The 26,419-nt window shown below is 46.0% G+C and carries 33 protein-coding genes; 30 read left to right on the forward strand and 3 right to left on the reverse strand.

Features of this window, described 5'->3' with window-relative positions; all coding sequences use genetic code 11:
* Positions 1–184: 184 nt before the first annotated feature.
* Genes trpE through AM231_RS05955 form a run of 8 tightly spaced genes read left to right on the forward strand, consistent with a single transcriptional unit; the run spans position 185 to position 8,568 of the window.
* Entirely contained in the window at positions 185–1,738 is a 1,554-nt protein-coding gene (gene trpE / locus AM231_RS05920; protein WP_054401660.1) for an anthranilate synthase component I, read from the forward strand.
* Positions 1,739–1,756: 18 nt separating this feature from the next.
* Positions 1,757–2,800, forward strand: a complete 1,044-nt coding sequence (gene trpD / locus AM231_RS05925) for an anthranilate phosphoribosyltransferase (protein WP_054401661.1) — start codon at positions 1,757–1,759, stop codon at positions 2,798–2,800.
* Positions 2,790–3,599, forward strand: coding sequence for an indole-3-glycerol phosphate synthase TrpC (gene trpC / locus AM231_RS05930; RefSeq protein ID WP_054401662.1), 810 nt, complete (start codon positions 2,790–2,792; stop codon positions 3,597–3,599). The genes trpD and trpC overlap by 11 nt, the downstream gene beginning before the upstream one ends.
* A 15-nt stretch (positions 3,600–3,614) precedes the next feature.
* Positions 3,615–4,289, forward strand: a complete 675-nt coding sequence (locus AM231_RS05935; protein WP_054401663.1) for a phosphoribosylanthranilate isomerase — start codon at positions 3,615–3,617, stop codon at positions 4,287–4,289.
* Positions 4,286–5,482 carry a tryptophan synthase subunit beta gene (gene trpB / locus AM231_RS05940; RefSeq protein WP_054401664.1) on the forward strand — a complete coding sequence of 399 codons (1,197 nt, stop codon included), beginning with the start codon at positions 4,286–4,288 and terminating at the stop codon, positions 5,480–5,482. The genes AM231_RS05935 and trpB overlap by 4 nt, the downstream gene beginning before the upstream one ends.
* Entirely contained in the window at positions 5,479–6,285 is an 807-nt protein-coding gene (gene trpA / locus AM231_RS05945; protein WP_054401665.1) for a tryptophan synthase subunit alpha, read from the forward strand. Before trpB ends, trpA begins: the two co-directional genes overlap by 4 nt.
* 41 nt (positions 6,286–6,326) lie before the next feature.
* Positions 6,327–7,424, forward strand: a complete 1,098-nt coding sequence (gene hisC, locus AM231_RS05950) for a histidinol-phosphate transaminase (RefSeq protein WP_054401666.1) — start codon at positions 6,327–6,329, stop codon at positions 7,422–7,424.
* A 55-nt stretch (positions 7,425–7,479) separates the two neighbouring features.
* Complete coding sequence (locus AM231_RS05955) at positions 7,480–8,568, forward strand: prephenate dehydrogenase (RefSeq protein ID WP_207383603.1); 1,089 nt, start codon at positions 7,480–7,482, stop codon at positions 8,566–8,568.
* A 167-nt stretch (positions 8,569–8,735) separates the two neighbouring features.
* Here the strand turns inward: AM231_RS05955 and AM231_RS05960 are convergent, their stop codons facing one another.
* The 3 genes from AM231_RS05960 to AM231_RS05970 are packed head-to-tail and all read right to left on the reverse strand — an operon-like array spanning position 8,736 to position 11,332.
* On the reverse strand, positions 8,736–10,229 hold the full coding sequence (locus tag AM231_RS05960; RefSeq protein WP_054401668.1) for a recombinase family protein: 1,494 nt from the start codon (positions 10,227–10,229) through the stop codon (positions 8,736–8,738).
* Between the two features lie 60 nt (positions 10,230–10,289).
* Positions 10,290–10,583: a hypothetical protein gene (locus AM231_RS05965; RefSeq protein WP_054401669.1), complete on the reverse strand. Its 294-nt coding sequence runs from the start codon at positions 10,581–10,583 to the stop codon at positions 10,290–10,292.
* A gap of 23 nt (positions 10,584–10,606) precedes the next feature.
* Entirely contained in the window at positions 10,607–11,332 is a 726-nt protein-coding gene (locus AM231_RS05970) for a S24 family peptidase (protein WP_054401670.1), read from the reverse strand.
* A 162-nt stretch (positions 11,333–11,494) separates the two neighbouring features.
* Here AM231_RS05970 and AM231_RS05975 point away from each other — a divergent pair, with 162 nt between their 5' ends.
* The 22 genes from AM231_RS05975 to AM231_RS06075 all read left to right on the forward strand — a co-directional run bounded on the left by AM231_RS05975 (position 11,495) and on the right by AM231_RS06075 (position 26,383).
* Complete coding sequence (locus AM231_RS05975) at positions 11,495–11,773, forward strand: helix-turn-helix domain-containing protein (RefSeq protein WP_054401671.1); 279 nt, start codon at positions 11,495–11,497, stop codon at positions 11,771–11,773.
* A 435-nt stretch (positions 11,774–12,208) separates the two neighbouring features.
* The gene (locus tag AM231_RS05980; protein WP_054401672.1) at positions 12,209–12,451 is read left to right on the forward strand and encodes a hypothetical protein; all 243 of its coding nucleotides are present in this window, start codon (positions 12,209–12,211) and stop codon (positions 12,449–12,451) included.
* Positions 12,452–12,537: 86 nt separating this feature from the next.
* The gene (locus AM231_RS27995) at positions 12,538–13,608 is read left to right on the forward strand and encodes a DUF4373 domain-containing protein (protein WP_082341546.1); all 1,071 of its coding nucleotides are present in this window, start codon (positions 12,538–12,540) and stop codon (positions 13,606–13,608) included.
* Complete coding sequence (locus tag AM231_RS05990) at positions 13,601–13,960, forward strand: hypothetical protein (protein ID WP_054401673.1); 360 nt, start codon at positions 13,601–13,603, stop codon at positions 13,958–13,960. The genes AM231_RS27995 and AM231_RS05990 overlap by 8 nt, the downstream gene beginning before the upstream one ends.
* Positions 13,961–13,966: 6 nt before the next feature.
* A complete protein-coding gene (locus AM231_RS05995; RefSeq protein WP_054401674.1) occupies positions 13,967–14,278 on the forward strand; it encodes a Cas9 inhibitor AcrIIA9 family protein in 312 nt (103 codons plus the stop codon).
* Between the two features lie 13 nt (positions 14,279–14,291).
* Complete coding sequence (locus AM231_RS06000; protein WP_054401675.1) at positions 14,292–15,809, forward strand: PcfJ domain-containing protein; 1,518 nt, start codon at positions 14,292–14,294, stop codon at positions 15,807–15,809.
* Positions 15,806–16,771 carry a DUF3102 domain-containing protein gene (locus AM231_RS06005; protein WP_054401676.1) on the forward strand — a complete coding sequence of 322 codons (966 nt, stop codon included), beginning with the start codon at positions 15,806–15,808 and terminating at the stop codon, positions 16,769–16,771. The genes AM231_RS06000 and AM231_RS06005 overlap by 4 nt, the downstream gene beginning before the upstream one ends.
* Positions 16,768–17,040 carry a hypothetical protein gene (locus tag AM231_RS06010; RefSeq protein WP_054401677.1) on the forward strand — a complete coding sequence of 91 codons (273 nt, stop codon included), beginning with the start codon at positions 16,768–16,770 and terminating at the stop codon, positions 17,038–17,040. Before AM231_RS06005 ends, AM231_RS06010 begins: the two co-directional genes overlap by 4 nt.
* 1 nt (position 17,041) lies before the next feature.
* Positions 17,042–17,242 (forward strand): hypothetical protein, encoded by a 201-nt coding sequence (locus AM231_RS06015; protein ID WP_054401678.1) that lies wholly within the window; start codon positions 17,042–17,044, stop codon positions 17,240–17,242.
* A 37-nt stretch (positions 17,243–17,279) separates the two neighbouring features.
* Positions 17,280–17,687 carry a hypothetical protein gene (locus AM231_RS06020; RefSeq protein WP_131724719.1) on the forward strand — a complete coding sequence of 136 codons (408 nt, stop codon included), beginning with the start codon at positions 17,280–17,282 and terminating at the stop codon, positions 17,685–17,687.
* A 347-nt stretch (positions 17,688–18,034) separates the two neighbouring features.
* Complete coding sequence (locus AM231_RS06025) at positions 18,035–18,595, forward strand: tyrosine-type recombinase/integrase (protein WP_054401680.1); 561 nt, start codon at positions 18,035–18,037, stop codon at positions 18,593–18,595.
* A 243-nt stretch (positions 18,596–18,838) separates the two neighbouring features.
* Entirely contained in the window at positions 18,839–19,588 is a 750-nt protein-coding gene (gene terS / locus AM231_RS06030; protein WP_054401681.1) for a phage terminase small subunit, read from the forward strand.
* A gap of 1 nt (position 19,589) precedes the next feature.
* Entirely contained in the window at positions 19,590–20,288 is a 699-nt protein-coding gene (locus tag AM231_RS06035; protein WP_054401682.1) for an HNH endonuclease, read from the forward strand.
* A gap of 30 nt (positions 20,289–20,318) precedes the next feature.
* Positions 20,319–20,462 (forward strand): hypothetical protein, encoded by a 144-nt coding sequence (locus AM231_RS28975; RefSeq protein WP_165593375.1) that lies wholly within the window; start codon positions 20,319–20,321, stop codon positions 20,460–20,462.
* Positions 20,463–20,518: 56 nt separating this feature from the next.
* Positions 20,519–21,073, forward strand: coding sequence for a hypothetical protein (locus AM231_RS06040; protein ID WP_054401683.1), 555 nt, complete (start codon positions 20,519–20,521; stop codon positions 21,071–21,073).
* A gap of 12 nt (positions 21,074–21,085) precedes the next feature.
* Complete coding sequence (locus tag AM231_RS06045; RefSeq protein ID WP_054401684.1) at positions 21,086–21,331, forward strand: hypothetical protein; 246 nt, start codon at positions 21,086–21,088, stop codon at positions 21,329–21,331.
* Positions 21,324–21,698 carry a hypothetical protein gene (locus AM231_RS06050; protein WP_054401685.1) on the forward strand — a complete coding sequence of 125 codons (375 nt, stop codon included), beginning with the start codon at positions 21,324–21,326 and terminating at the stop codon, positions 21,696–21,698. The genes AM231_RS06045 and AM231_RS06050 overlap by 8 nt, the downstream gene beginning before the upstream one ends.
* An 83-nt stretch (positions 21,699–21,781) precedes the next feature.
* Entirely contained in the window at positions 21,782–22,153 is a 372-nt protein-coding gene (locus AM231_RS06055) for a hypothetical protein (protein WP_207383532.1), read from the forward strand.
* Positions 22,134–23,831, forward strand: a complete 1,698-nt coding sequence (locus AM231_RS06060; RefSeq protein ID WP_207383533.1) for a terminase large subunit — start codon at positions 22,134–22,136, stop codon at positions 23,829–23,831. Before AM231_RS06055 ends, AM231_RS06060 begins: the two co-directional genes overlap by 20 nt.
* A 22-nt stretch (positions 23,832–23,853) precedes the next feature.
* On the forward strand, positions 23,854–25,101 hold the full coding sequence (locus tag AM231_RS06065; protein WP_207383534.1) for a phage portal protein: 1,248 nt from the start codon (positions 23,854–23,856) through the stop codon (positions 25,099–25,101).
* Positions 25,088–25,735: an HK97 family phage prohead protease gene (locus AM231_RS06070; RefSeq protein ID WP_054401687.1), complete on the forward strand. Its 648-nt coding sequence runs from the start codon at positions 25,088–25,090 to the stop codon at positions 25,733–25,735. The genes AM231_RS06065 and AM231_RS06070 overlap by 14 nt, the downstream gene beginning before the upstream one ends.
* Before the next feature lie 6 nt (positions 25,736–25,741).
* The gene (locus AM231_RS06075; RefSeq protein ID WP_054401688.1) at positions 25,742–26,383 is read left to right on the forward strand and encodes a phage major capsid protein; all 642 of its coding nucleotides are present in this window, start codon (positions 25,742–25,744) and stop codon (positions 26,381–26,383) included.
* Positions 26,384–26,419 lie beyond the last annotated feature (36 nt).

The following is a 26,419-nucleotide window of genomic DNA, read 5'->3' on the forward strand; positions in this document are numbered from 1 at the left end:
GCATGTTCATATCAAGTTTACAAGCACGTCTTGTACTTGGAGTTGAACAACAGCCGCTGTAGTTTATCAATGGATATGATGGGAGAATCTTAACCGTGCTCTTTTTCCATAGACTTATTCTAACGTTAACCTCTACTTCGGTAGAGGTTTTTTTGTTGTATACATTCATTAAGGAGGGATTGACATGGCGAATCCATCAATGGAGCAAGTGGTGGCAATGGCAGGTGATTACAACCTGATTCCGGTAGCGATCAGACTGTTAGCCGATATGGAAACTCCGATTCGCATTTTTCAACGGTATGCGGAGCGGGAGCGGGCATTTTTACTTGAAAGTGTAGAGGGCGGCGTGCAGTGGGCGCGGTATTCATTCATCGGAACCGATCCCTTCTTAATGATAAGAGGCAAAAAAGGAAAAATCGAAATTGAAATGAAGGGTGAAAAATCCCTGCTGGAGGGATCCCCCCTTGAAGAGTTGAAGGCACTGCTGCGAACATACCGCAGCCCGCAGTTGAAAGAGATGCCTCCGTTTACCGGAGGAGCTATCGGATTTTTTGGATATGACCTTCTCCAATATTACGAAAAACTTCCAGCGCATGCCATAGATGATCTCGGCATGGATGATATCAGGTTCATGTTTTGCGACCAAGTGATCGTCTTTGACCATGTTAAACAGCAGATCTTGTTGGTCGGTAATGTTCATGTAAAGCCTGGAGATTCGGATGACACGATCCGCCAAAGCTATATGGACGTATGCCGTACTTTGGAAGCTTGCGCCGAGCAGCTGCAGGAGCAGGGACCAAGAGAAAACGTGAACTCCCGCAGCATTCCTGCTGATGTTGACATGGGTGACATTCAATCCAATATGACCAAAGAAAAGTATATCGAGAATGTGCAAAAAGCGAAGGAGTATATTCGTGCGGGCGACATCTTTCAGGTGGTTGCGTCCCAGCGCTTCCATATTGAAACCGATGTTTCGCCGCTTCACGTATATCGGGTGCTGAGAACGCTAAATCCTTCACCCTATATGTATTATCTCAAAATGGATGACGACATCATCGTTGGCACATCGCCTGAAGCCTTGGTAAAGGTGGATGGACGCAGGCTTGAAACAAGGCCGATTGCAGGCACAAGGCCAAGAGGGCGGGATGAAGCTGAAGACAAGGCGCTGGCTGAAGAGCTGCTTAAGGACGAGAAAGAGCGCGCTGAGCATCTTATGCTGGTAGATCTGGGCCGCAATGATTTGGGCCGCGTGTCAGAGTTTGGCACCGTGAAGTGCGAGACGTTCATGGAGATTGAAAAATATTCTCATGTCATGCATGTGGTATCCAGCGTTTCGGGACAACTGAGCGAGAATAAAGATTTCTTTGATGCGATGCTGTCCTGTCTGCCTGCAGGAACTGTATCCGGAGCTCCAAAGCTCCGGGCGATGGAGATTATTGCGGAGCTGGAGCGGGAAGCCAGAGGCACATATGCTGGAGCGATCGGTTATCTAGGTTTCGGCGGCAATATGGATTCCTGTATCACGATCCGCACCATTGTTTTTCGTCAAGGAAAAGCTTATGTGCAGGCAGGAGCAGGCATCGTATGGGATTCGGTGCCGGAGATGGAGTATGAGGAAACCGTGAATAAAGCCAAAGGGATGCTGAAGGCGATTCGCGTCGCGGAAGCGATGTTTCCATCCAGCACGCAGGGAAATGACTTAATAAATCAAGATTATCTGTATCAATATACACCTTAACTGAAGGAGGAGAACCTTATGAACAACACAATGGAAACGATGCAATCCAGTCTTTCAAAGCTTGTTAGTGGTCAAGACCTAAGCCGCGATGAATCCCGTGGGGTTATGCAGTCCATTATGGAAGGTCAGGCTACTCACTCACAAATCGGTGCGCTGCTTACAGCCCTGAGAATGAAGGGAGAAACGGTTGAAGAAATTACCGGATTCGCTGAAGCCATGAGAGGCGCTGGCGGGCGTGTCGTTACCGAGCGGAACAGGCTGCTGGATACTTGCGGAACCGGAGGCTCTGGTATTCACAAGTTTAACATTTCGACCGTGTCTGCTATTATCTCCTCCTCTGTTTCGGTTAGAGTAGCCAAACATGGCAATCGCTCCGCATCGGGCAGAGCGGGAAGCGCCGATGTGCTGGAAGCGCTGGGTGTGAATATCCATCTGACAGCAGAACAGGCAACGGCTTGTTTGGAGGATATCGGGATTTGTTTCTTGTTTGCACAGATCTATCACCCGTCTATGAAGCACGCGGCTGCACCGCGCAAAGAGCTTGGGGTTCGAACAGTATTTAATATGCTGGGTCCTCTGACCAATCCGGCGGGAGCTGATCGTCAGATGCTGGGGATATACGATATAAATAAAACGGAAACCATCGCACAGGTGCTTAAAGAACTGGGTTTGAAACGAGCCATGGTGGTAACCAGTCATGACGGTTTGGATGAGATCAGTATTTCAGCACCGACGCGGGTATCCGAGCTGCGCGGCGGAGAAGTCAGAACATATGATATTCATCCTCACGAATTAGGTTTGTCGGTTCATCCGATGAGTGATATTTTGGGCGGCGATGCCAAAGAAAACGCAGCAATCATTGGATCCGTACTGCGCGGTGAGCGCAGTGCATATCGGGATATCGTCCTCGCTAATGCAGGCGCCTGCATTTATGTTTCGGGGCTTGCGGATAGTTTGGCCGAGGGTGTGCAGCGGGCAACAGAGGCCATCGATTCAGGGCTGGCGCAGTCCAAGCTGGAGCAGTTGATCTCAAGAACGGGGGAAATGAGTTATGTATCTTGATCGCATTGTAGAAACGAAGCATAAAGAGGTTGCCGAGCTCCGAGAAACATTGAGCATTTCGGAGGCAGAGAGGCAGATAGCGGATTTACCTCCGACTCTCGGTTTTGAAAAGGCTTTGTCCACGGGACGAAAACGGAGCATGGGATTAATTGCTGAGGTGAAGAAAGCTTCCCCATCAAAAGGATTGATCCGGCCTGACTTTGATCCGGTCATGATCGCCAAAGCTTATGAAGCAGCCGATGCCGATTGTCTATCGGTGTTGACAGATAAGGACTATTTCCAAGGCAGCGGAGAATATTTGAAGTCCGTAAGAGCTGCAGTCAGCATTCCATTGCTGCGCAAAGATTTCATTATCGATCCGATTCAAATTTATGAAGCTCGTCTGTTAGGTGCAGATGCGGTACTTTTGATCGCAAGCATATTAGAGCCCAAGCGAATTGCAGAGTTTATGGACATCGCCGGTTCAATCGGTCTGGATTGCCTGATTGAAGTCCATGATCAAGCGGAACTGGATTCCGTCCTAGGTTTGGGGACAGCACAGCTGATCGGGATCAATAATCGTAATCTGCGGACGTTCGAAACATCGCTGCAAACAACCGCCGACATTGCGGCGCAAGTTCCACAAGGAGTTACTTTGATCAGTGAGAGCGGGATTACGGGGCCTGCGGATATTTCATATCTGCATTATGTGGGGGCACACGGTGTTCTGGTAGGAGAGCATTTTATGCGCCAGCAAGATGTTTTCCGGGCAGTGAATGATCTAATGGGACCCTTGCCGATCACCGTGGATACAGAATAAAGAGGGGACACAAAGATGATGACTACAGCTCTAAAAATATGTGGACTTCAAAGCGTTGAAGTGCTAAAATCGATGATAAACTTACCTGTGGATTATATCGGATTTGTGTTTGCTAAGAGTCGGCGGCAGGTATCCCCGCAGCAGGCTGCGGGGATGCTGCAAGTATTGCAGGAGTGGGAAATTGACAAGATTCCCTCCGCTGTCGGCGTCTTTGTTAACCCTGATTTGGAGGAGCTGGAAGTGCTCTTGCAAGAAGCGAAACTCGATGTCGTGCAGCTGCATGGACAGGAATCTCCGCAATTTTGCCGGGAAGTGAAGGAGCGCTTCCCGGTTTCCGTATTTAAAGCGGTATCGATCGAGAGCGAACGCCCGGAAATGGAACGCCTGTCAGCACTGCAATCGTATGCGGGCTGTATTGATGGACTATTAATCGATACCTACGATCCGGTTTATGGCGGTGGGTCAGGCAGAACGTTTGCCTGGGATTTGATCCCACCTTACCAGCAGTGGGCTAAGCAGCAGGGAATTCCCTTATTCGTAGCCGGCGGACTTGATTCTGACAATGTAACGCAACTAATGGACCAATACGCCCCATACGGCGTGGATGTATCCAGCGGCGTGGAGAGTGCGCCAGGCGTGAAGGATATAAACAAAGTGACAGAATTCGTAGAAAGGGTGAAGGGGATATGACACAACTTCCTGACCGTAATGGACGCTTCGGAGTGTTTGGAGGCCGGTTTGTACCGGAAACACTGATGAACGCTTTAATAGAGCTTGAACAAGAATATAACCGTTTTTCGGAGGATCCTGCTTTTAAAGAGGAGATTGCCTATTTACTGAAACAGTATTCCGGACGGGAAACACCGCTATATTATGCTGAGCGCCTCAGTCAGCATCTTGGCAAGGCTAAAATATATCTCAAGCGTGAGGATTTGAACCATACGGGTGCGCATAAAATCAACAACGCCATCGCCCAAGGAGTATTGGCCAAGCGCATGGGCAAAGGCAAGGTTATAGCCGAAACGGGTGCAGGGCAGCATGGTGTCGCTACAGCAACTGTAGCTGCTTTGCTGGGACTAGAATGCAAAGTATTCATGGGCGAGGAAGATACCAAGCGCCAGCAATTGAACGTTTTTCGTATGAAAATGCTTGGTGCTGAAGTCATTCCAGTCACATCCGGAAGCCGCACGCTGAAGGATGCTGGTAATGAAGCGCTGCGATACTGGGTCAGTAACGTCGAGGATACCTTCTATGTACTAGGCTCAGCCGTAGGGCCGCATCCGTATCCGATGATGGTGCGCAACTTTCAGCGCATTATCGGTGATGAGACTCGCAAGCAAATTCTGGAGATGGAAGGCCGCCTTCCAAACACGATTCTTGCACCGATCGGGGGCGGGAGTAATGCGATCGGTATGTTCTATCCGTTTCTTGAAGATAAGGAAGTCGGTTTGATTGGCGTCGAAGCAGCCGGCAAAGGAGTCGATACCGATTTTCATGCGGCTACGATGTCGAAGGGGACCCAAGGTGTATTCCAGGGATCAATGAGTTATTTGCTGCAGGATGAGTTCGGACAAGTACAAGAGGCACACTCCATTTCGGCCGGTCTCGATTATCCCGGTGTAGGTCCGGAGCACTCCTATTTAAAAGATATTGAACGAGTCAAGTATGTACCTATAACAGACCAAGAAGCACTGGATGCCTTGCAGCTGCTTTGCCGTACAGAAGGTATTATCCCAGCATTGGAATCCGCACATGCTGTGGCACAAGCGGTAAAGATGGCTTCTGAATGGACGGAGAACGATATCGTCGTGATTAATTTATCCGGCCGCGGTGACAAGGACGTGGAGTCCATCATGGCTTACACGGGAGGGAAGACGGAATGAATCGCATTGATCAGACCTTTGCGTCTCTAAAACAGCAAAACAAGACCGCAATGATGCCCTATCTGACTGTAGGAGATCCCGATATAAGAACAACAGTGGATATTATTCTAGAGCTTGAAAGTGCCGGAGCTGACATTATTGAACTCGGCGTTCCTTATTCTGACCCGCTTGCGGATGGCCCAGTCATCCAGCGTGCCTCCGAACGTGCGCTGAAGAACAAAGTGACGATCCGTACAGCGATGGAAACCGCACGGTTGGCTAGGGATAGAGGAAGTCAATTGCCGTTCATTCTGTTCACTTATTATAATCCGGTTCTGCAGACCGGACTCGATACATTCTTCGAGGAAGTAGTGAGACATGATATCAGCGGCTTGATTATTCCCGATCTCCCGCTGGAAGAATGCGAACAGATCAGATCCCTTGCTCATACAGCAGGAATACACTTGATTCCGCTGGTGGCTCCTACTTCTCATGAGCGGATTGCCAGCATTGTTTCGGAAGCAACTGGCCTTGTCTACTGTGTATCTTCGCTTGGCGTGACAGGGGAACGCACCGATTTTTATTCTGGCGTAGATAACTTCCTGGAAACGGTGAAACGATACAGCAAGGTGCCCATCGTGATCGGCTTTGGCATCTCATCTCAGGAACAAGTAGCCAGATTCTCGAAAATCTGTGATGGCGTGGTTGTCGGCAGCGCGATCGTGCGCCAGGTCGAGTCCAATATTCCTTTGCTTGAGAAGGAAGATACTCGTCAGCAGGGGCTTTTGCAAATTAGAGAGTTTGTGGCACAATTAATAGGATAGTGCTTGTGTATGGCAGTATAGAAAGGTGAGGCGAATATTAAATGAAACCGAAAGCGCAAATCGTTAATCTTCCTGTTTATCAACCCGGAAAGCCGATTGAGGAAGTCAAAAAGGAATTAGGTCTGGATGTAGTCATTAAATTGGCCTCAAACGAGAACCCGTATGGATGCTCTCCGCAGGCAACCGAAGCGATTACCGCCGAATTGGGAGCGCTCAGTCTGTATCCGGATGGCAGTGCAGCGGAGTTAACAGCGGCTCTTGCCGAGAAGCTTGAAATCGAGCGAAGCCAGATTATTTTTGGCTGCGGATCTGACGAGATTATCGCTTTGATTATCCGTGCGTTTCTGGAGCCGGGGGATGAGACCATCATGGCGGATCAGACCTTCTCGGTATATAAAACCAACGCGGACATTGAAGGTGCTGTAAGCATCGAAGTACCGCTTGTTGACGGTAAACATGATCTGCCCGCTATGGCGAAAGCTGTTACGGACAAAACCAAAATCATATGGGTATGTAATCCGAATAATCCAACGGGTACAATCGTTTCGGAGAGTGAACTGGTGTCCTTCCTCGATGAAGTTCCTGCCCGTACGATGGTTGTACTTGATGAAGCTTATTATGAATATGTAACGGATGCAGCATATCCGGACAGCATCAAGCTAATGGAACGTTATCCGAACCTGGTGATCCTGCGCACTTTCTCTAAAATTTATGGATTGGCTGCCCTTCGCATTGGTTATGGCATAGGCCAGCAAGAGGTGATCTCCTTGATTAACCGGGTGCGTGAGCCGTTTAATACCGGGCGTCTTGCACAAGTAGCTGCAATGGCAGCTCTCAAAGATCAGGAATTTATAGCGACATGCCGACGGTTGAATGCCGAAGGAATCACTTATATTCAGCAGGAGTTTGATCGTCTGGGTCTGTCTTATTTCCCGGCGAACGGGAACTTTATTATGGTAGATGTAAAAAAACCGGGTACTGAAGTATTTAATTCCTTACTTAGAAAAGGTATTATCGTGCGTCCGGGATTTGCAGTGTATCCGAACTATATTCGCGTCACGGTTGGCTCAGAAGAACAGAACAAAGCTTTTATTGGAGCATTGAAACAAGTGCTCAACGAAGTAAACGCACCAGTCTAATCTAATGATGCAACAATAAACGCAGCTTGAAACGAGTGAGAGAGAGAATATGACAATGCAAATTTCAATATTCGGCGTCGGTTTAATCGGCGGTTCATTAGCTTTATGCTTCAAAGGAAAACCAGGCATAACCGTTACCGGTTATGCCCATACCCAAGAGTATGCCGACCAGGTGACTGCCAAGGGTGTCGTAGATAAGGTGACGCTCTCGGTAGAAGAAGCAGCACAGAATGCAGACGTCATATTTTTGTGCGTGCCGGTAGGCAGCCTTGAGTTGTATATGAAACGGTTAAGCGAAATATCGTTAAAACCGGGCTGTATCATTACGGATGTGGGCAGTACCAAAGCGAGCATCGCGGAGTGCGCGTCCAGGCTAGCCCTTCAGGATGCTTATTTTATCGGGGGACACCCGATGGCCGGCTCAGAGCGGTCCGGCGTAGGAGCCGCTTCAACGGTATTGTTCGAGAATGCCTATTATGTACTTACTCCACCAGGACAAATCCCTCAAGAGAAGCTCGACATCCTTATTGAGCTCTTGTCTCATACCCGTGCGCATATCGTGCAGGTTGAACCGGGGCTGCATGATGAGATTGTGGGAGCGATCAGTCACCTGCCCCATGTGATCGCAGTTGCCTTGGTGAATCAAATAAGTGCATACAATGACGATAATCCGTTGTATCGTACACTTGCTGCAGGTGGCTTTCGGGATATCACCCGGATTGCTTCCAGTGATCCCATTGTTTGGCGCGATATTCTATTAAATAATCGCAATGTCATGCTGCCATTACTCCGTGACTGGAATGAGGGCATCCAGCAATTTATGAACATGCTGGAGGAAAAGGACGGTCCCGCCATTGAAGAAGCTTTCCGCAGAGCGGGTGAATTCCGAAGCGTCCTTCCTGAGAGGCGGAAAGGTATGATTGTGTCTCAGTATGATCTGTATCTCGATGTGCCTGACCATCCGGGTATCATCGGCCGCATTGCAACCGATTTGGGAACGAACAGCATCAACCTCAGTAATATGCAAATTATCGAGAGTCGGGAAGATGTGCCTGGTGTGATGAGGTTATCCTTCCGTAATGAAGTGGAACAGGAGCGGGCAAAAGAGCTGCTCTTATCAAAAGGACACTCGGTGTACCAGTGATCATTTCCGGTTGTTTAAAATAACCGGAAATAAATGCGTTTTCAGTATTGACAGAATGTAAACGTATACATATAATAAAAGTACAGTATGGTTTCTCTCCACTCCTATCCTAAAAGTGTGTTGCTCTAAAATGGGCAACGGGCCGCGATTTTCGCGGTCTATTTTTTTTAGTAGATGATCAGCTTAGACTTGTATTTCTTTGTTTCTGTGGGTACAATTTGTTTAACTTCTCCCCATTTGAAATGTACCAGCGTTGGCGCGCCGGGTACGATCTTCTCGACTAAGAGTTCCACGGATCTCCTTTTGTCATCATCATCGAGAACTTCAATGGCTTCTGCAAAATCTTTGAGTGCATCGTCATAATCCCCAAAGGATCTGGATACCGGCAAAGGAATTTTGTCCAGAAGCTTGTGTATTTCCTGCTTCCGTTTTTCGTACCGCCTAATAATATTGTTATATTGATCATCATTTAATTTTTTGTGCAAATAATAATCGTCAAATACTTGTTGTTCTGCTCGCTCGATATTTGATAATTCATCCTGAAGTTTACGGATCGAATTTAGACCTTTGTCTTCGGTATCTCCAAGCTCAGGCAATATATGATCTGGTTCAAATTTTTCTTCCGCAATCTTGCCTATGAGGTTAATTACAGCGGTGTTTAGGGAAGCTTGATCGATGTTGGGACTCTTACAATCTCCGGTTTGGATCTTACGGCTACATACATATTTTCGATTTGACCTATTGTTAAAATACCTTGAGTGCATTCTTGACCCACATAAAGGACAGATCATGATTGACGATAGCAATTGCCGTTGTTTCCCTTTCCAAACATTGTCGTTTCCGAACAATGTTGATTGGATGTATTGGAAATCATCCCATGTGACTAACTCCGGACATACAAGTAAAGGGTAATATTTATCTTTCCATCGTTGCATAGCGGCATAGGTAGGATTGGTCAGCATGTATCGCACTCCCCGAGGCGACCATTCTTTTCCCGTTTTTGTTTTGAAGTTTTGACTATTGAACCATCTTGCAATTAGATAAGGACCCTTTCCTTCTTTAGCCATCTGGAACCCTTTGCGAATATAATAGCTAACGTCAAAATCTTCAACAAATCCGTAACCATCTTTATTTTTTACCAAACCATACGGAGCCGGTCCACCGTTCCAACGTCCTTTTTCGGCGTTGGTTTTTTTAGTTTCATTCATTGTATCGCTCAAGCTATCACTATAATACTCGTTCATATCCACCAAGATACCTGCAACAAAGCGGCCGTTTGCTGTACTAAAATCCACAGCCTCAGATGCAGAACAAATGTCGATACTTAACGTCTTTAATGTTTCGTGTATAGCCTGGAAATCCTTCCTCAAGCGAGTAAGTCGGGACAGGTTAAAGAATACGAATTTCTTAACCGCAGGCCTATTTTCAACGTACTCCAATGCTTCCATCAGTCCAGGTCGTTTAGTATATTTTATGCGGAATCCTGAATAGTCGATATCTTTAAATACTTTGACCAATTTGAATCCGTTAAAATCACAAAACGCTTCGATTTTCCTCAACTGAGTTTGCTCAGAAATGTCCTCTTTGTCCTGTCGTTCATCACTTTGGCGGATATATCCGACAGCTTCAATAACCTCGGCTTCTTTTTGTCTAACAACCATTTTAATTTTTCACCTCCTTTCCAGTGGAGAAGCTGATTGAAGAATGGTTGAAAATTACATTCACTTTTCAACTTTTGATAAGCTATCTTTCCTATGAAGATTGGCAGATGTAATAAGGCTCATGATACTGTCAATCGTGCTTTGTTCGTAACCAGACAACCAAGCAATCGTACTAAGTTCATCTTTGGTTAGATCACGTCCAATACAAGCGCGTATACCTTCTACAAATGGTCTGTATTGCTCAACTTTCCATTCTTCCATAACCAATCCTTCTGGACGGTATGGAGCTGCGAGTTCACGTTCCGCCCATTCTTTGCGGCCTCGACTATTGACACCAATATAATGTAAATCCATATGTGCCACTCTCCTACAGTGAATTAAAATCTTCTACGCAACTCAACAACTTTTCCAATGATCTCTACTTTTGAAGAATCAACAATCGTTGGCTGCAATCTTGGATTAGAAGGCATCAGGATACAAATGGAGCCTTCGCATTTAATTCGTTTCACCGTGGCCGTTTCTCCTTCGATAGCAACAACCGCAATATCAGTGGAAGAGACTTCTTTCTGTTTGATACATACGACAATATCACCTTCAGCAATGTTATCCCCGATCATACTATCGCCTTTAACGCGAAGACAAAAAGCTTCATTACCACGAACAACAGACTTGTTTATGTATTCAATATCCTCAATCAATTCAATCCTATCTATTGGTTGACCGGCTGCGATCGAACCAAGAACAGGAACCTTTACAAGACTCTCAGCAATATATTGAGCGGGGGTTTCTTCAATAATTAGAGCTTTATTTAGGTCTTGTCTCAATTCCTTTAACATACTCAGTTTTGTTATTTTCTCTTTAATTTCAATTGGTGCCTTTTCAATCAGTGCGGCAGTGAGTAATTGTTCAACGTCTCCGCCTGTTACTGCTGCGAGTGCTCTATTCAATTCCTCGGTTGCTGGATTCTCCGTTTTACCATTCTGCAATTGACTGATGTACCCCTTACTAACTTTATAGCCATATTGTTCAAGCTTTTCGGATATCACAGAAAGAGATAATCCAGATTCCTTTATATAACTTCGCAGCAACTCATAGTAATTCAATTGAGACACTCCTTTCATTTGATACTAATTGTATTTTTGTTTCAGTAAAAAGTCAACACCATGATTTATTTTTAACTATTGACTGAAACGATATTACCGTTTACTATTTACTTAACGAATCGTTCACCGATTAGTAAACGATCGGAAAGGAGGTGTGATTTTTTGAATTATTCCGAATTGTTACGCAGTGCCGTAAAGGAAAGTGGTTGGTCTTATTCTCATATAGTCGAACAATGCAAAGTTCATAACAAAGCAATTTCGCGTTCGTATTTAAGCAAGATATCCAGAGGTTTAATGCCACCGCCTTCTGATGAAGTGAATAAGGCATTGGCGGTTGTACTTTCTTCAGTTACTTCCCTAACATACGAGAAATTAACATTGGCAAAGTACAAAGAAATAATCCCGGATGAAGTGCTTAAGGCAATAGCGTCCGGACAATGAAGGAGGGCAACATGAACAGCCTTAAGGATGTCCTTGGAAACTTGAGAAGTATGGGTATAGATCCATCCTTCCTGAATGATGAAATCGAACAGCTGGAAAATGAGATTTTTAGTTACTTTGAGAAGGAGGGCATGAAATGTCAAAACGCACTCTTGAACCCTATGAAAGAGAATTCGTGAAAATACTTGCAAAAGGTATCAGAATTCGTATGGAGCAACTTAAAGCAGAGGCGGAGAAGAGAAAAAAAACTGGATAGTTTGGGGGACAGTGTATGACTCCTGAAAGATTGATGCAAAGGTGTGCGGCAAGGATACGACTTAATGAACTTTTGAGGATTAAACAGAACGCACACCTATTGTACAATGCTGGTTCTGAATTTATTGATAGTGAAATATTCAGATTAGAATCTGAACTTCGAAGAAAGGAGGGACAAGCATGAGAGATGTATTTGCTCAGCGGGACAAGGAGCGCCGTTCGATCAGGAAAGAACTAAATTCTCTATACCGTAGGTTCATGGAGGCCCATTCCGCTAACGATCTTAAGTTGATGATTTCCCTAGATCAAAGAATCAGGGCGCTCAAAGGAACATTGTTGCGCATTGATCCGGTAGAAGAACCGGAATCGTGCAACAGAATACCTAAAAATGAACAAAGATCACGTCTGGGAAACGTGATCTAAGTCGAAGCTTTTTAAAAAATTTGTTTGTTCGATTATACCACAAAATTAAGTCATTTGAATAGTGATGCAGAAAGGGGAGAGAGGTGATGGCCCGTCCATTAAAGGAGAGCCTGGACTATTTCCCGTTAGATATCGATTTTGACCAGGACGATAAACTGATTGTTCCCCTGGCCAAGTTCGGAATGGAAGGGCTTGGTGTCATCGTGAAGCTCATGGGAGAAGTATACCGTAAGGGTTACTTCTATCCATGGACTGAACGTGAACATTATGTATTCAGTAACAGGGTTAATGTTGACATTAACCGAGTAAAAGAAATCGTAAATGATTGCATTAAATGGGGTTTCTTCAATCAAAAAGTGTTTGATGCAGAAGGCGTACTAACATCCAAGGGTTTTCAAAAGCGTTTTATTGAAGCTGCTAAGCGCCGGAAGTCCATCACCATCATAGATGATTACCTGCTGATCGACCCAGCAGAAGAATGTAAAAAGGTATCTCATGATATCACCATAGTTAATGCAGACGGAAACATAGTTAATGTTTACATTAACCCTGATAAATGTAACAACCCGTCAGCACAAATACCACAAAGTAAAGTAAAGGAAAGTAAAGTAAAGGAAAGTAAAGAAATAGAGAAAAAAGAATTACCCCCTGAGTCGTTACCGCCTTCAGGGGACGCCCCTTCTCATGATCCTAAAAAGGGGAAGGGTTCCAAGGAAAAACCCAAATACGATGAGGATAATCCATATTACAAAATGGCCAGTTACTTCAAGACAAAAGTTGATGAAATGGCTAAAGCTGAAGGATTGATGCATCTCACTGCTAAAACCAATTTACAGACTTGGGCCAATGATTTTAGGTTGCTTGTTGAAGTGGACAAGCAGGAAGACAAAAATCTAATTCGTAAAGTCATGGATTGGGTAGTAACTGATTCGTTTTGGAAATCCAATGTTCTCAGTGCTTCTAAGTTCCGTGACCAATTCCCAAAACTGGTATTAGAAATGCGTCGGCCGAAGCAAGGCAAAAAATACTCAGGTACGTCTGAAAAAACCAAAATTGATGTCGTACCTAGCGTAACAGACGGCCATCATGTGTCAGATGAGGAAATGGCCGAAATGATGGAGTTTGCACGTCAGATGTCGGGTAAACCGGATGCGTAGGCTCTGGTTAAACAAAGCCCAGGCGCAAGCCTCCCGGATGCCTTGTCTCATCCCACGTCAGATTGAAATCAACGGAGATTGGGTTTGGGAAGGGAAATGGGTCGGCGCACCTGAACCTGTCGCTGACATACTATTACCGTTTACACGCTGCTCTCAGCTTGGTTGTCCAGTAGGTAAAAAGGAAAAGCCTGCTGCTTATGTATATTGCTCCAGAGAACTCAGCAGTTACCGCTATGTGCCGATGTGGCCCAGGTTCATTGAGCAGATCGACATGAGCAAAGTCAACGAATTGGAATTACGAGTGCTGAAACGCCGGAGAGGCGATGGAGTAAGAGATAAATCGAAAGGGTGAAGTGAGATGGAACAAGCAGTGAAGAAGCTGCAAGACGAAATCACGAGCAGCAAAAGGAACCCCTATATCCAGGTCATCGGTAACTTTTTAATACAGCATGTACAAGCCCATTCAGACAGTGCGGAGCAGATCCTAGCGGAAGGTAAGACCATTGCGAAGAGCTTGGAAGCGATGAAGAAAGAGGCCATGAAGAAGCAATCAAACGGTATGGCCATGTTAACGGATGAAGAAGGATATGCAATCGTTTTGAATTACTTTGGGATCAATGGACAACCTCAAGTTTCACGATTCGATGTGAAGCTTGACGATTTCTTGTGAGGTGAGCGCCGCTATGAACCAAGCATACAAGGAGTGTAACAAACACTTTCCAAAATCGATAAGCCAGGAAATCAAGGATTACGTAACAGAAACGGTTTTGCGGGATAGCCGGTATATTTTCATCCGTAGAGTAGCCAGGGTCCAGTATGGTTACTGCACACATTGTAACAATCGTTTTCGTACTACAGGCGACTTGAAGCATAACAACAGCACAGAATGCCCGCACTGTCGATCTAAATGTAAAATCAAAAACCACGGCATGAGCCGGAAGTATTTATCCGATCATGGATTCGTTGTCTACTATGAGAAATCGAAGATTAATCCAGATTCAGCAATCATCGCACAAGCGTTTAGAGTATATCGGAACTATTCTGGAGATTACACGAAAGTCGAAACGAAATATGTGGCCGTAGCCCGGTATCTATTTGAATCAGATAACCCAGGTAGAGCAACCATGTATGAGTGGTGGGGTGGTTGGAAGGAAGCACAGTCTGTTCATTCTTTGTGGGCGCAGTCCTCATGCTCTAATAGTCGGTGTTCGATAGACAGCATCAAGGAAGCAATCCAAGGTACACCGTTCCAGTACAGCACATGGGATCAGCACGAGCAACCCCAACCGGATTATATTAAATTCTTTGCACTGTATAGCAAATATCCAGTCGTAGAGATTTTAACGAAAGTGGGTTTTAAATATTTTGTGAGTGCTAAATTATTCGATCAAAAAACATATAGCTGTATCAACTGGAGAGCAAAACAGTTCCATGAAGTTCTGAGACTAAGCAAACAGGATTTAAACTTGGTCCTCAAAGGCATGAAAGGCTTAAATCCAATGCAATTACGTTTATTTCAGATGTCTCGAAAAGACAGCGCGCCACCGACATTACAGGAGATAAAGTCCTTTTTCACTAAATCGGTAGGCGATGTGTTAAACGAACTAAATGTTGTTCTTAAATACAGTTCCTTACGTAAGGCAATGAACTATATGGGGAAGCAAATAAGAAACTGTGAAACGTATAGAACTTGTTCTGGCTTGCTGATCGCCTGGCGTGACTATATCCGAGATTGTGAGACGCTTGAATTAGATTTGGCACACGACTTGATTCTATATCCGAAAAACTTGCACGAGGAACATCAAAGAACAATGAGTCTCGTCAAAACCAAAATAGATGAAATTGCCAGAATGAAGATGATAAAACGGGCGGAGGCTCTTCAAAAATATGCGTTTGAAGATCAGAGATTCATCATACGGCCTCCTGGTAATGCAGATGAAATTATCAAAGAAGGAAAGACGCTGAATCATTGTGTTGCCCGATACGCTGATGATCATGCCAGAGGAAAAACAACGATCCTGTTCATTCGCTTAAAAGATAAGCCTGAATGCCCCTACTACACCATGGAAATAAAGAAAAACGAGATTACACAAACAAGGGGATTCAAGAATTCAGCAATGACGGATGAAGTGAAGCGATTTGTCCAGAAATTCAAGAGCCATAAACTAACTGAAAAAAGGAAGGAAGCTGTTGCGAAATGACAACTCGTAAGAAAAAGGAAGAGGTTCAGAGCAAAATTGTGCCAGTTCAAGAAACGTTGGTATTGACCCGTACACCGGATGTAATTGCCGTTGAAATAAGATCAGTCGACGAACAAGCAAGGAAGTACATGCTCCAATCCGCTATCGATATCGGCAAGAAGTTAAAGGAAGCCAAAGAACTGGTTCCCCACGGTGAATGGGAAGGCTGGCTCCAGGACAATGTGAATTATAGTCAGTCAACGGCAAACAACTTCATGCGATTGTCCGAAGAGTATGAGAATTCCCAAGCGTTTGCGAATTTGAGTTACACGCAAGCGGTCGCGTTACTCTCCATTCCGGCCGAAGAACGTGAAATTTTCGCGGAAGAGAACAAGGTAGGCGATCTGTCAACGAGAGAGCTGCAGACCCTGATTAAAGAAAAAAAGGAACTAGAAAAGCAACTGAAAAAAGCTAATGAACAAACCGAGTATGAACGATTGGAACTTGAAAAACTTAAAATCAGCCTGTCTGAAATGCAACAGCAGAACGGTATGAACTATGAGCTTGCCGAACGTTACAAGGCTGATCTGGAAGCAGCTCAAAAAACCGGAGATGTCGAGCAGATTAACAAGATCCAGACCAAACTGAATCAAAAAGAATCCGAGCTAGTGGACAATAAGAAGAAAATCAAAGAGCTTGAAAAACAGCTCAAGGCCAAGCCGATTGATATCCCGGCACCCGAAATTATTGAAAAGGTTCCGGAAGATGTAGAGAAAGAGTTGGCCCAGCTGCGCGAACAAGTGAAGCGAAATGAAAACAAGGCAATGGCAAAGTTCGCTGTGATTTTCGAAACAGTAGTCAAGGATTTTGATAATCTGCTCGGAGCATTATATGAAATTAAAACAACAGCCCCTGATGAACATGAAAGATTTTTAAATGCAGTCACTGGCCTGCTTGGACGAATGTCAGAAAAAGCGAAATGAGTACACTTATCCCGAAAGCAGCTCAAATGGTCGATGATGCGTTAAGTCGGGTGATTCGTAAGGGTAGCAGGATAGAGAACTTGAAGCTGGTGGTTTGCCCATCAGCTCCGATTTCTCAAAATCAAACGATTGATACCAGATTTGGAGTATTACGAGTAGAACCAGGCATCTACGTTCCAAAAGGAGTGGCTTACGTAATTGAAGATCCAATCCGAAAAGGATTCGGTTTTGCTTGGGTGTCTAAGAGGGAAGAAATCAAGGAGGCATGACATGAGAATCGATAAATTAAAGACTGGCCGAACATACGTATATCGTAATGGATTGTTACGCCGTCTTGAAAAGATAGAAGTTAAAGAAGGAATATTAACTACCGGCTATATACCGATTGATCGTAAAGGAAGCGAAGGTCAAATTCGATGGTCCAAAGCTGAAACGTTCGCTCAACATGCGTTGGGAGAGGCCAAAGCATAAATATGAAAGAAAGGAGCCAACTATGGGGGCTGCGGTGATGCAGATGGAGATATTTCCAAGCGTGACGGAATCCGAGCGCAAGATTGTGAAAAAACTGTTGAGTGATTACCCGAAGCTTTCCAGGCAGGTTAAGGACGTGAGACGGAGAGATCCCGAAAGCCTTACTCCCGAGCAGCGGAAAGTATTAAATGAAGGTGGTCCGGTCGTAGATGAAATAAATGTTGCTGTCGGTTTGATTATAGATGATGAAGTCAGAAAGATTTTCGAACATAGGTACATTAAAGGAGTTAAGTACTCTGGCACGATCGACACTTTTTGGGCGAAGCGAGGGAGAAGCGAGAAGACTATTGACCGCCGTATCGGTGTTGGGGTGGACACTATCGCGGAACATCTTAAACTATGCGGAATCATTGGAAAAAGTGACGGTAAACTGACGGTGAAATGACGCTGGATTGACGGTGTTATGACGCCAAAGTGACGGTTGATCAATTATAAAGTAGGCACATAGAGAGGAATTCAAACTCTCCGGTGTGCCTACTGCCCGTTATCCCGGTAGGACTCGATCATGCTGAATGGTTGCCCTGCTGTCATAGGGGGAAGCCGGAGCGCTCAGTTGCGGCGGTATGGATGCGGGGAAGGCGGGTAAGATCACCGCTTATTATTATGGCCTAATGGAATGGATAGGTTCGAATCCTATCAAGGCCAACTGACAACAGTTTCACAACCTTTTTTTCATAGCCGTCCCTTCGGGGGCGGCATTTCTTTTGCTCATGTAATCATTGAGGTGGTGGTATGAAGAAAGTACAGCCGATTCGTGATGAACGAATCATAGACGGGATGAAGGAATACTTCCTGCTGCGGAGTATGCGCAACTATTTGTTCTTTTGTATTGGGATCTACAGCGGACTACGGGTATCCGATTTATGTAAACTTCGGGTTGACGAGGTTCGCGGCTCTCATGTTAGCTTGATCGAGCAAAAGAACAAACATGCTAAACGGTTCATTATCCATCCAAGTATTCGAAGTGATCTGGATGAGTACATATCCGGTATGAAGGGATCGGATTTCCTGTTTGCCAGCAGGCAGCGGAAGAAGATAAGCCGCATGAAAAACCAGCCGATTGACCGAACAACTGCCTATCGTTTTCTGAATGATGCAGCCAGGGAATTCGGTCTAAAGGAAATAGGTTGTCACACATTGAGAAAGACATGGGCCTATCGGTTATATATGCAGAATCCAGAGAATCTAGCGTTACTAATGGATATGTTCGGTCATAGTGATCCGAGGGAAACTTTGGACTATATCGGGCTTACACAGGATATGATGGACCGGGCTATCATGGCTCTTCGCTAATTTCAGTGCAACATAATTCCGCGTTCGTTGCAGTGACTTCATGATGGAGAGATCCATATATGAAGAAACGCAATTTTTTTTGCCTAAAACGAGTGCAACAGTATTACCATTATGTTTCACTCAAAAACCAGTATTTAGAAGAAAAGAGACGACGACCTTTAGCTCACTGAAGTAACGTTTGGAAACAACTGTTAAAAGTGTACTGTCCAAACTCGAATACCGTTCGGAGGTGGTGGTGATGAGGTGAGTAGAGGACGCAGTGAAAAACGAGACAAGGCATTTAGTTTGTGGGAAAAAAGCAATCGAACGATGCCGCTTGTTGATATTGCCAAGCGCTTGGAGGTATCCGCATCCCTCGTTCGAAAGTGGAAGCATGAGGATGCTTGGGAGGCTAGGCCGAGACGTAAGCGCGGAGGGCAGCCGGGAAATACCAATGCTGTAGGAAATAAAGGCGGTGGCGCTCCACCGGGGAATAAGAATGGCTGGAAGCATGGCATGTATGAATCCATGTGGATGAGCCAGATTGCAGCCGAACATAAACTGAAGCTCATGCAGATGGAAACCGATCCGCGACAGATACTTGTTAATGAAATTGCGCTGCTAGAGTATCGGGAGTTCATGTTGATGAAAAACATGAATGAGATTGAGGCGGGGCATGATCGGATCAGCATTGAACGGAAGTATCAGTTCTATGAAGAGGACGATCCAGAGGCAGAAGGTGCGGAGACACTTCACTTTGTGAATGGTGTTCCGCAGTTTAAGCCGGTTAAGACTGTGCAAAAGCAGATTGTGGAAGAGAAGACGAAAGAGCCGCAGAAGCTTGAGCGAATGCTTCAAATACATAGCGCGCTCACGGCCATTCAGGGTAGGAAGATGCGTTGCGTGACAATGCTTGATCAGTTTGACCGCAATGAGCTGACCACCGAGGAACTACAGCTGAAGGTAGAGCGGATGCAGCTTGAAGTGAATAAGCTTAAGTCGGAGGCGTGGTGATATGGCTAGATATGCGATCCTGAAAAGCTTCTATGCTAGTGAAGCGTGGCAAAAGTTCCGTCTGGTTGTGATCAATGAACGAGCGATTAGAGACAACGGGATGCGCTGTGAACACTGTGGAAAATATGTGATTAAGTCCAGCGAGCTAACCCTTCACCATATTATCGAATTGACTCCTGAGAACGTCCATGACGTAAACATCTCCCTGAATCCTGAGAATATCCTGGTGGTTCACCATGAATGCCATAACGAGATTCACGGCCGGTTCGGCTATCAAAAAGAAAAGGGTGTCTATGTTGTTTACGGTCCGCCGCTGGCAGGACACGAGGATTATGTTCAGCAGCACATGACACGAGGGGATTTGATCGTGGATATGGATAGGCTGTATGCTGCGGTGTCCATGCTTCCGAACTATGACAAGCCTGACGGGCTGTTATTTAATGTGAGAGGCATTCATAACATGCTGATCGACAACATCAAGACGCGCTATGGTAAGTGGCGTAGCGCTTGGGTGATCGGTGGGTATGCGGACAAGCGGAAGCGTGAACGTCTGACCGATGACTTAGGGGCAGAGCTAATCTTCTGTGATGTGAGTCGCGAGGAATGCCTGGCGCGCCTTGAAGTGGACGAGGACCGGAAGCATCGCCGGGATGAATGGCGTGGCTACATCGATAAGTGGTTTGAACAATATCAACCGTGATGAGATAATCAGGCAAAGGAGCTGAGTGGATTGACTATTAAAGAATTGATCGAGAAGCTAAGCCGGTTTGATGAAAATCTTACGGTCCGTGTGGAGTATGATGCATTTTACGTGGATGTTGAATCGATACACCAGATAACAGAGGACGGGGAAACGTTTATAGGGATTAATTAAGTCGCTCAATGAGCGGCTTTTTATTTTGAACAATATCAACCGTGAGGTGAAATAGTTTGACATGCATAGTTGGTCTTGTCGATGATGGCAAGGTTTATATCGGTGGAGATAGTGCCGGTGTTGCAGGATTAAGCTTAACGATCCGAGCAGACGAGAAGGCGTTTAGGAAAGGCGAGTTCATTATGGGGTTCACTTCCTCATTCCGGATGGGACAACTCCTGCGATATAAACTTGATATACCGTATCACAAACCTGAACTGGACACCTATGAATATATGGTGACTGAGTTCGTGGAAGCTGTTCGTCGGTGTTTGAAAGACGGGGGCTATTCTAGGAATGATAGCGGTGAAGAATCAGGCGGTACATTTTTAGTTGGTTACCGCGGAGAACTATTTATGATCGAAAATGATTTCCAGGTCGGAAGACCGGCAGCTGTCTATGACGCTGTGGGCTGTGGGTCAGAGATTGCAAAAGGGAGCTTATTCTCTTCAGGGAGATTAACCGATCTTTCTCCTGTAGAAAGAATCCGGGATGCATTACGTGCAGCTGAACAGTTCAGTGCAGGTGTTCGGGGACCCTTTGTTATTGTTTCTACTGATTGTAACGAATGAGGTGAGCTATCAATGAATGCTAATGGTTTTCAAAGATACATCATTGCCGCTACCAATCTTGCAGAAGCTGAACAGATTGCCCAGGATAACGGATTGCGTAGAAGAGAATGGACATACGCATATTGCGGATATCCAACAAGGCAATTGAAGGACGGCCTTCGGGTTGACAGTGAGGACAGATTGCTTGGCGATTTCAAGCCAGAAGAAAGATGGCTGCTTACTGCGCACTTGGATAAAGGGAGGACTCACGATGTTTAAGTGGAAAAGGAAGTCTGCTAAACCAATCCTGGTGGATGAATTGCGGGATGGTAAGGCTAAACTGATTGCTCCGTTGTTCGACAAACCAAGAGCAAACATACATGCAAAGATGGAATATCTGGATAGGCTGATCCGTCTGAAGGAAGGCAAATCTTATATGCTTGCTAGCTGGGAAAAAGATATCGACGAAAGATTGAATGAAGTGTGTGACAGCATTGAAAAGGATTTAGGAATAGATGATCATTCACCTGATTTCGATTCAGATATTAATGTCACTGTTGAGATGAGCAAGGGAACCGATGAGGCTGACGAGATTGTTCGCGAAGTACTTGAACGAACGTCTAACGCATTAAAAATTAATCTCTGAAATCTAAGCCCCCCCGGTAACAAAAAAATGGAGGTCCGTCCAGGACCGTATAGGGAACCCTTTTTTCGCACAAGGTCAAAATTTTGAAAATCGGAGAGGTGGTTCGAATTTCTGCCAAAATTGAAGTTTACAAACGAGAAGAAGCGAAGCTTCGGGAAATTTTCAGTAAAGTGGACCCGGAAAAGGCGGAGCTGGTTGACGGCCTTATTCAAGATGCGGCTTTTCTGAAAGCAGAAAATTCGGAGCTGCGCAGCCGGATGGCAGAGACCGGCATGGTGGAATTCCATCCGACGAATCCCCGGCTTCAGCGGACCGTCGAAGCGGCCAAGCAGTATTTGAAGAACGTCAATTCTTATTCTGTTATTGTAAAAACGCTGAATGGGGTACTGATGAAGGACGTGATCGAAGACGATGACGAATTCGATAAGTTCCTGCGTGAACGTCAGGGCGACTAACTACCTACTGCAATACAAATGCGCCATTGATCGTGGCGAGATTATTGCGGGTCAGGAATTAACGCAACTGCTGAATAACCTGGTCGCCGATCTGGAAAACCCGGATTACATTTACGATACTTCAGATGCGCATTTCCGGATCGAGTTCATCGAGACGTTTTGTCGCCACACGAAAAGCCCGTTTTACGGAAAGCCGTTTTTATTGGAGTTGTGGGAGAAAGCGTTCATTGAGGTTTTTTATTCATTCAAGTGGTCAGACGAAGGATACTTTCGATATTACGAGGAATATCCGCCGAAGCCGAAGCTGCGCAGATTTAAGAAAGCCATTCTTCTGATCGCTCGGAAAAATGGGAAATCAACACTGTGCGCGGCGCTGTGTTTAACGGAACTAATGGTCGGAACCGGCGGCAATGATATCGTGTGTTCCTCGAATGACGACAGCCAAGCGGATTTAATCTTTGGTGAGATCAACAACATGCGGGAGCAGTTCGATCCGAAAGGCAAACGGACGCATAAGAACCTGAAGGGGATTTACAATCAAAAGAACCGCAGCCGGATCTTCAAAATTTCGGACAAGACCCGAAACAAGGAAGGGCGCAACATCGATGGCGCGATCCTGGATGAATCCCATGAGATGAAAACGAACGTCATTGCCAAATCCATTGACCAATCACAGTCCACCAAGGACGAGCCATGGTTTATCAACATTACGACCGAGGGGTTTGTCAATGACGGTTATCTCGATCAGGAATTGAAGTATGCGAGGGGAGTCCTGGAGGGCGAACAGGAGGACGCCACGCTGCTGGCCTGGCTGTACACACAGGACAGCGAACAGGAAGTATGGCAGGACCCGAAGTCCTGGCAGAAGTCCAATCCAAGTTTGGGCAGTATCAAGAAAGTCAAATACATCAAAGACCAAATCCGCAAGGCGCAGAAGGACAAAGCCGAGCGGGTTTTTATGTTGTCTAAAGATTTCAATATCAAATCCAACAATGCGGCGGCGTGGTTGTTGGCTGAAGAAATTCGGAACAGCAAAGACGAGACGTTTCAACTGGAAGAAATGCGCGGGCGTGTCGCCATCGGCGGCGTTGACTTATCCAAGTCAGGCGACTTGGCATGTGCAAGAGCCTTGTTTATTAAGGATGGGAAGAAGTACACGGTTTCCCAATACTTTATACCACGAACGAAGCTGCTGAACCTGTCCAAAGAGGATGAGGACAAATACAAGGAATGGGTTCGACAAGGCCGCATTACGATCAGCGACGGGAACGAGAATGATTTCAGCCATGTAACAGCGTGGTTCGTCAAGCTCGTCAAAGAGTACGGCATTCGATTCTTAAAAATTGGATATGACAAATGGTCCGCCGTCTATTGGGCGAAGGAAATGGAAGACCTCGGGTTCGACACGGTAAGTGTGAAGCAAGATTGGGGGCCGATGTCGGAACCTATGCGATTGGTCGAAGCGGATCTTCGAAGTGATCTGATTTATTACAACGATGACAGCCTGGATCGATGGTGTTTGGAAAATACGTCCATTGCCGTCAATTCGAAGCTGGAACAAATGCCAGTCAAAATTCAAGGTAAGGAAGATAAAAAGATCGACGGCGCTGTGACGCTGATCATCTGTTATCGGGTGTACTTGGATAACCGAAGCGATTTTCTGCGGCTGTCCGCTTAATTCTAAGGAAAGGAGGAATACCATGTCGTTATTGGACGTGCTTCGAGGCTGGGCCAGTCAGCGAAAAGACGCGAAGACCATGCGTATGATGAGCGGTGGGCTGCCGATCTTTAGCCAATTCGGGACAGATATCTATGCATCCGATATCGTTCAGAACTGCATCAACGTGATTGCAACAGAGATGAGCAAGCTTCAACCGCGGCATATCCGCCATGGGGATGATGAACAGCATATCCCGAAGGGCAACATTAACCGGTTGCTGAAGTTTGGTCCGAATCCGCTGATGACAACCAGTGAATTTATCGAAAAAACGATCTGGCTGCTGTTCATGAATTACAACGCCTTTATCATACCGATCTTTGATTCGGATTCCAGCAGCGGCATCGAGAAGCGGACATACCGCGCCTTCTATCCTATCAATCCAAGCCGAGTCGAATTTCTTCAGGACCCGCAAGGCGTTATGCTGATTCGCTTCTATTTCCCGAACGGAACAAATTTCATGTTCCCATATGCGGACGTAATCCATCTGCGTAAGAAATTCTCGGTGAACGAGATGATGGGCGGCGGGATGAACGGCCAGCCGGATAACGCCGCATTGCTGAAGGTGCTCGAAACGAATCATACACTATCCCAAGGGTTATCAAGAGCGGCCAAGATTAATGCAGCTGTTCAGGCGGTGCTCAAAGTGTCAACCATGATGGACGATGATGCCAGCCGGGCGGAGCGTGCAAGATTTGAACGCCTGATCGCTTCAGGTGAAAGCGGGATATTGCCGGTTGACTTAAAAGGGGAATACATCCCGATTAAGGGGGATGTCAAATTCATAGATAAGGATACTCTAGCATTCCTTCAGCAAAGTGTGCTGAATTGGTTCGGAGTATCCTTGCCGATCATCACCGGCGAATTCAACGATGACCAGTATCAGGCGTTTTATGAAAAAGCGCTCGAGCCGCTGGTCATTTATCTTGGCCAAAAGTTCTCGAAGGTCCTGTTCACAGAGCGGGAGCTGGATGTAGGCAATGAGATCATTTGGTATCACCGGGATATGAACTATCTCAGCACCGGGGCCAAGCTGAATTTGATCAAAGTGACCGGCGAACAGGGCCTGCTCAGTGATAACCAGAAGCTGAAGCTGCTTGGGTATCCGCCCGTGAAGGGTGGTGAGCGCCGGACACAATCCCTGAACTATATTGATGTTACACTGATCAACCAATACCAGATATCAAACATGAACAAGGGAAAGGCGGTGGAAGACAATGAGCAAGACTAATCTTCCGGATCTGATGACCAGGGAAAAGCGTTCCTTCACATTTCCGGATTTAAGGGCCGAGCAGGAGAGCGGGGTCATTCAGGGACATGCTGCCGTGTTTGATCAAAAAACCGTCATTGGTGGATGGTACGAGGAAATCATTGAACGAACGGCATTCTCAAAAACGGATTTCAGAGACGTGGTGCTTACGGTGAATCACAATTTACAAAGCATACCACTAGCTAGAAGCCGTAATAACAATGCGAATTCGACCCTGCAGCTGAGTGTGGATGACACGGGTCTGCTCGTCCGGGGAAATCTGGACATCGAAAATAATACCGAGGCAAGGGCATTGCATTCGTCCATCGCAAGGCAGGACGTTAACGGCATGTCCTTTATTTTTTTCATCCGGGATCAGAAGTGGGAAGGGCTGGACACGGATATGCCGGTTCGCCGAATCCTTGATATTGCCCGCGTCATTGAAGTATCTGCGGTATCCTTTCCTGCCTATGCCGGAACTGATATAAACGCTCGTGACGAGCAGGCACTGGAAAGTGCCCGCGCCGCACTGGAGAGTGCGCGGTCCGAACTGGCGAGTTCGAACAACGAGCTTGAAATGTTACGCCTACGAAGTCAAATACTCTTGAAAGGTTGATGAACGATGAGAAAATTTTTGGAGAAACTGCTGGGACAGAAAGAAGCGCGCAAGAAAGATCTGGGGATTCAGGCTGATAAGGCCACAACGATTGAAGAGCTGCGGAGCATTAACACTGAACTGGATGGCATTAACGGGGAGATTAGCGAGATCCGCAGCGAACTGGACAAGCTTCCGGAGGAACCAGCAGGAGGAAGCACGCCGCCAGCTGAAGGCAGAAGCCAAGTTCCAGCGCCGGGAGGTTCCGCGCAAGCTCAAGTACTCAGCTCATACGGAATGCAACAGCATCAGCGGTCGGAGCAGCCTGCGGACCCGTACAGCTCGGTAGAATACCGCAGTGCCTTCATGAAGTTTGCCAAGACTGGAGAAATCACGCCGGAACTTCGGGCCAATGCTACGACAACAACGGCCGATGTGTCCGCTGTCATTCCGACGACGATCCTAAGTGAAGTTGTCCGACAACTGAAGGTATATGGACAAATCTTCAAGCGGGTGCGCCAGCTCAACATTAAAGGCGGCGTTGACGTTCCAATCGCCACGCTTAAGCCGGTAGCCCATTGGATCGGGGAAACTGCGTCCTCGGACAAACAAAAGGTTACGGCTAATATGAAATGTACCCCGTGTAAAGAACAATTGAAAAAAGGTTAGGCACTCTGAAGAAGATGGTTTCTGTACTGTACAGGA

This window comes from Paenibacillus solani (genome assembly GCF_001277345.1).
In the GTDB taxonomy this organism is placed as follows: Bacteria; Bacillota; Bacilli; order Paenibacillales; family Paenibacillaceae; genus Paenibacillus_AQ; species Paenibacillus_AQ solani.

What these genes read in the sequence shown, in the direction of transcription:
- AM231_RS06070 (WP_054401687.1), top strand. Translation starts at nt 25,088, where the DNA reads ATGAGCAAGACTAATCTTCCGGATCTGATGACCAGGGAAAAGCGTTCC.
- AM231_RS06015 (WP_054401678.1), top strand. Translation starts at nt 17,042, where the DNA reads ATGAGAATCGATAAATTAAAGACTGGCCGAACATACGTATATCGTAAT.
- AM231_RS27995 (WP_082341546.1), top strand. Translation starts at nt 12,538, where the DNA reads ATGGCCCGTCCATTAAAGGAGAGCCTGGACTATTTCCCGTTAGATATC.
- AM231_RS05955 (WP_207383603.1), top strand. Translation starts at nt 7,480, where the DNA reads ATGCAAATTTCAATATTCGGCGTCGGTTTAATCGGCGGTTCATTAGCT.
- AM231_RS06050 (WP_054401685.1), top strand. Translation starts at nt 21,324, where the DNA reads ATGTTTAAGTGGAAAAGGAAGTCTGCTAAACCAATCCTGGTGGATGAA.
- AM231_RS06000 (WP_054401675.1), top strand. Translation starts at nt 14,292, where the DNA reads ATGAACCAAGCATACAAGGAGTGTAACAAACACTTTCCAAAATCGATA.
- AM231_RS05960 (WP_054401668.1), bottom strand. Translation starts at nt 10,229, where the DNA reads ATGGTTGTTAGACAAAAAGAAGCCGAGGTTATTGAAGCTGTCGGATAT.
- AM231_RS06065 (WP_207383534.1), top strand. Translation starts at nt 23,854, where the DNA reads ATGTCGTTATTGGACGTGCTTCGAGGCTGGGCCAGTCAGCGAAAAGAC.
- hisC (WP_054401666.1), top strand. Translation starts at nt 6,327, where the DNA reads ATGAAACCGAAAGCGCAAATCGTTAATCTTCCTGTTTATCAACCCGGA.
- AM231_RS05980 (WP_054401672.1), top strand. Translation starts at nt 12,209, where the DNA reads ATGAGAGATGTATTTGCTCAGCGGGACAAGGAGCGCCGTTCGATCAGG.
- AM231_RS06020 (WP_131724719.1), top strand. Translation starts at nt 17,280, where the DNA reads ATGCAGATGGAGATATTTCCAAGCGTGACGGAATCCGAGCGCAAGATT.
- AM231_RS06035 (WP_054401682.1), top strand. Translation starts at nt 19,590, where the DNA reads ATGGCTAGATATGCGATCCTGAAAAGCTTCTATGCTAGTGAAGCGTGG.
- AM231_RS06075 (WP_054401688.1), top strand. Translation starts at nt 25,742, where the DNA reads ATGAGAAAATTTTTGGAGAAACTGCTGGGACAGAAAGAAGCGCGCAAG.
- AM231_RS05990 (WP_054401673.1), top strand. Translation starts at nt 13,601, where the DNA reads ATGCGTAGGCTCTGGTTAAACAAAGCCCAGGCGCAAGCCTCCCGGATG.
- AM231_RS06025 (WP_054401680.1), top strand. Translation starts at nt 18,035, where the DNA reads ATGAAGAAAGTACAGCCGATTCGTGATGAACGAATCATAGACGGGATG.
- AM231_RS06010 (WP_054401677.1), top strand. Translation starts at nt 16,768, where the DNA reads ATGAGTACACTTATCCCGAAAGCAGCTCAAATGGTCGATGATGCGTTA.
- AM231_RS05995 (WP_054401674.1), top strand. Translation starts at nt 13,967, where the DNA reads ATGGAACAAGCAGTGAAGAAGCTGCAAGACGAAATCACGAGCAGCAAA.
- AM231_RS05935 (WP_054401663.1), top strand. Translation starts at nt 3,615, where the DNA reads ATGATGACTACAGCTCTAAAAATATGTGGACTTCAAAGCGTTGAAGTG.
- AM231_RS06045 (WP_054401684.1), top strand. Translation starts at nt 21,086, where the DNA reads ATGAATGCTAATGGTTTTCAAAGATACATCATTGCCGCTACCAATCTT.
- trpE (WP_054401660.1), top strand. Translation starts at nt 185, where the DNA reads ATGGCGAATCCATCAATGGAGCAAGTGGTGGCAATGGCAGGTGATTAC.
- trpD (WP_054401661.1), top strand. Translation starts at nt 1,757, where the DNA reads ATGAACAACACAATGGAAACGATGCAATCCAGTCTTTCAAAGCTTGTT.
- trpC (WP_054401662.1), top strand. Translation starts at nt 2,790, where the DNA reads ATGTATCTTGATCGCATTGTAGAAACGAAGCATAAAGAGGTTGCCGAG.
- AM231_RS06005 (WP_054401676.1), top strand. Translation starts at nt 15,806, where the DNA reads ATGACAACTCGTAAGAAAAAGGAAGAGGTTCAGAGCAAAATTGTGCCA.
- trpB (WP_054401664.1), top strand. Translation starts at nt 4,286, where the DNA reads ATGACACAACTTCCTGACCGTAATGGACGCTTCGGAGTGTTTGGAGGC.
- AM231_RS05965 (WP_054401669.1), bottom strand. Translation starts at nt 10,583, where the DNA reads ATGGATTTACATTATATTGGTGTCAATAGTCGAGGCCGCAAAGAATGG.
- trpA (WP_054401665.1), top strand. Translation starts at nt 5,479, where the DNA reads ATGAATCGCATTGATCAGACCTTTGCGTCTCTAAAACAGCAAAACAAG.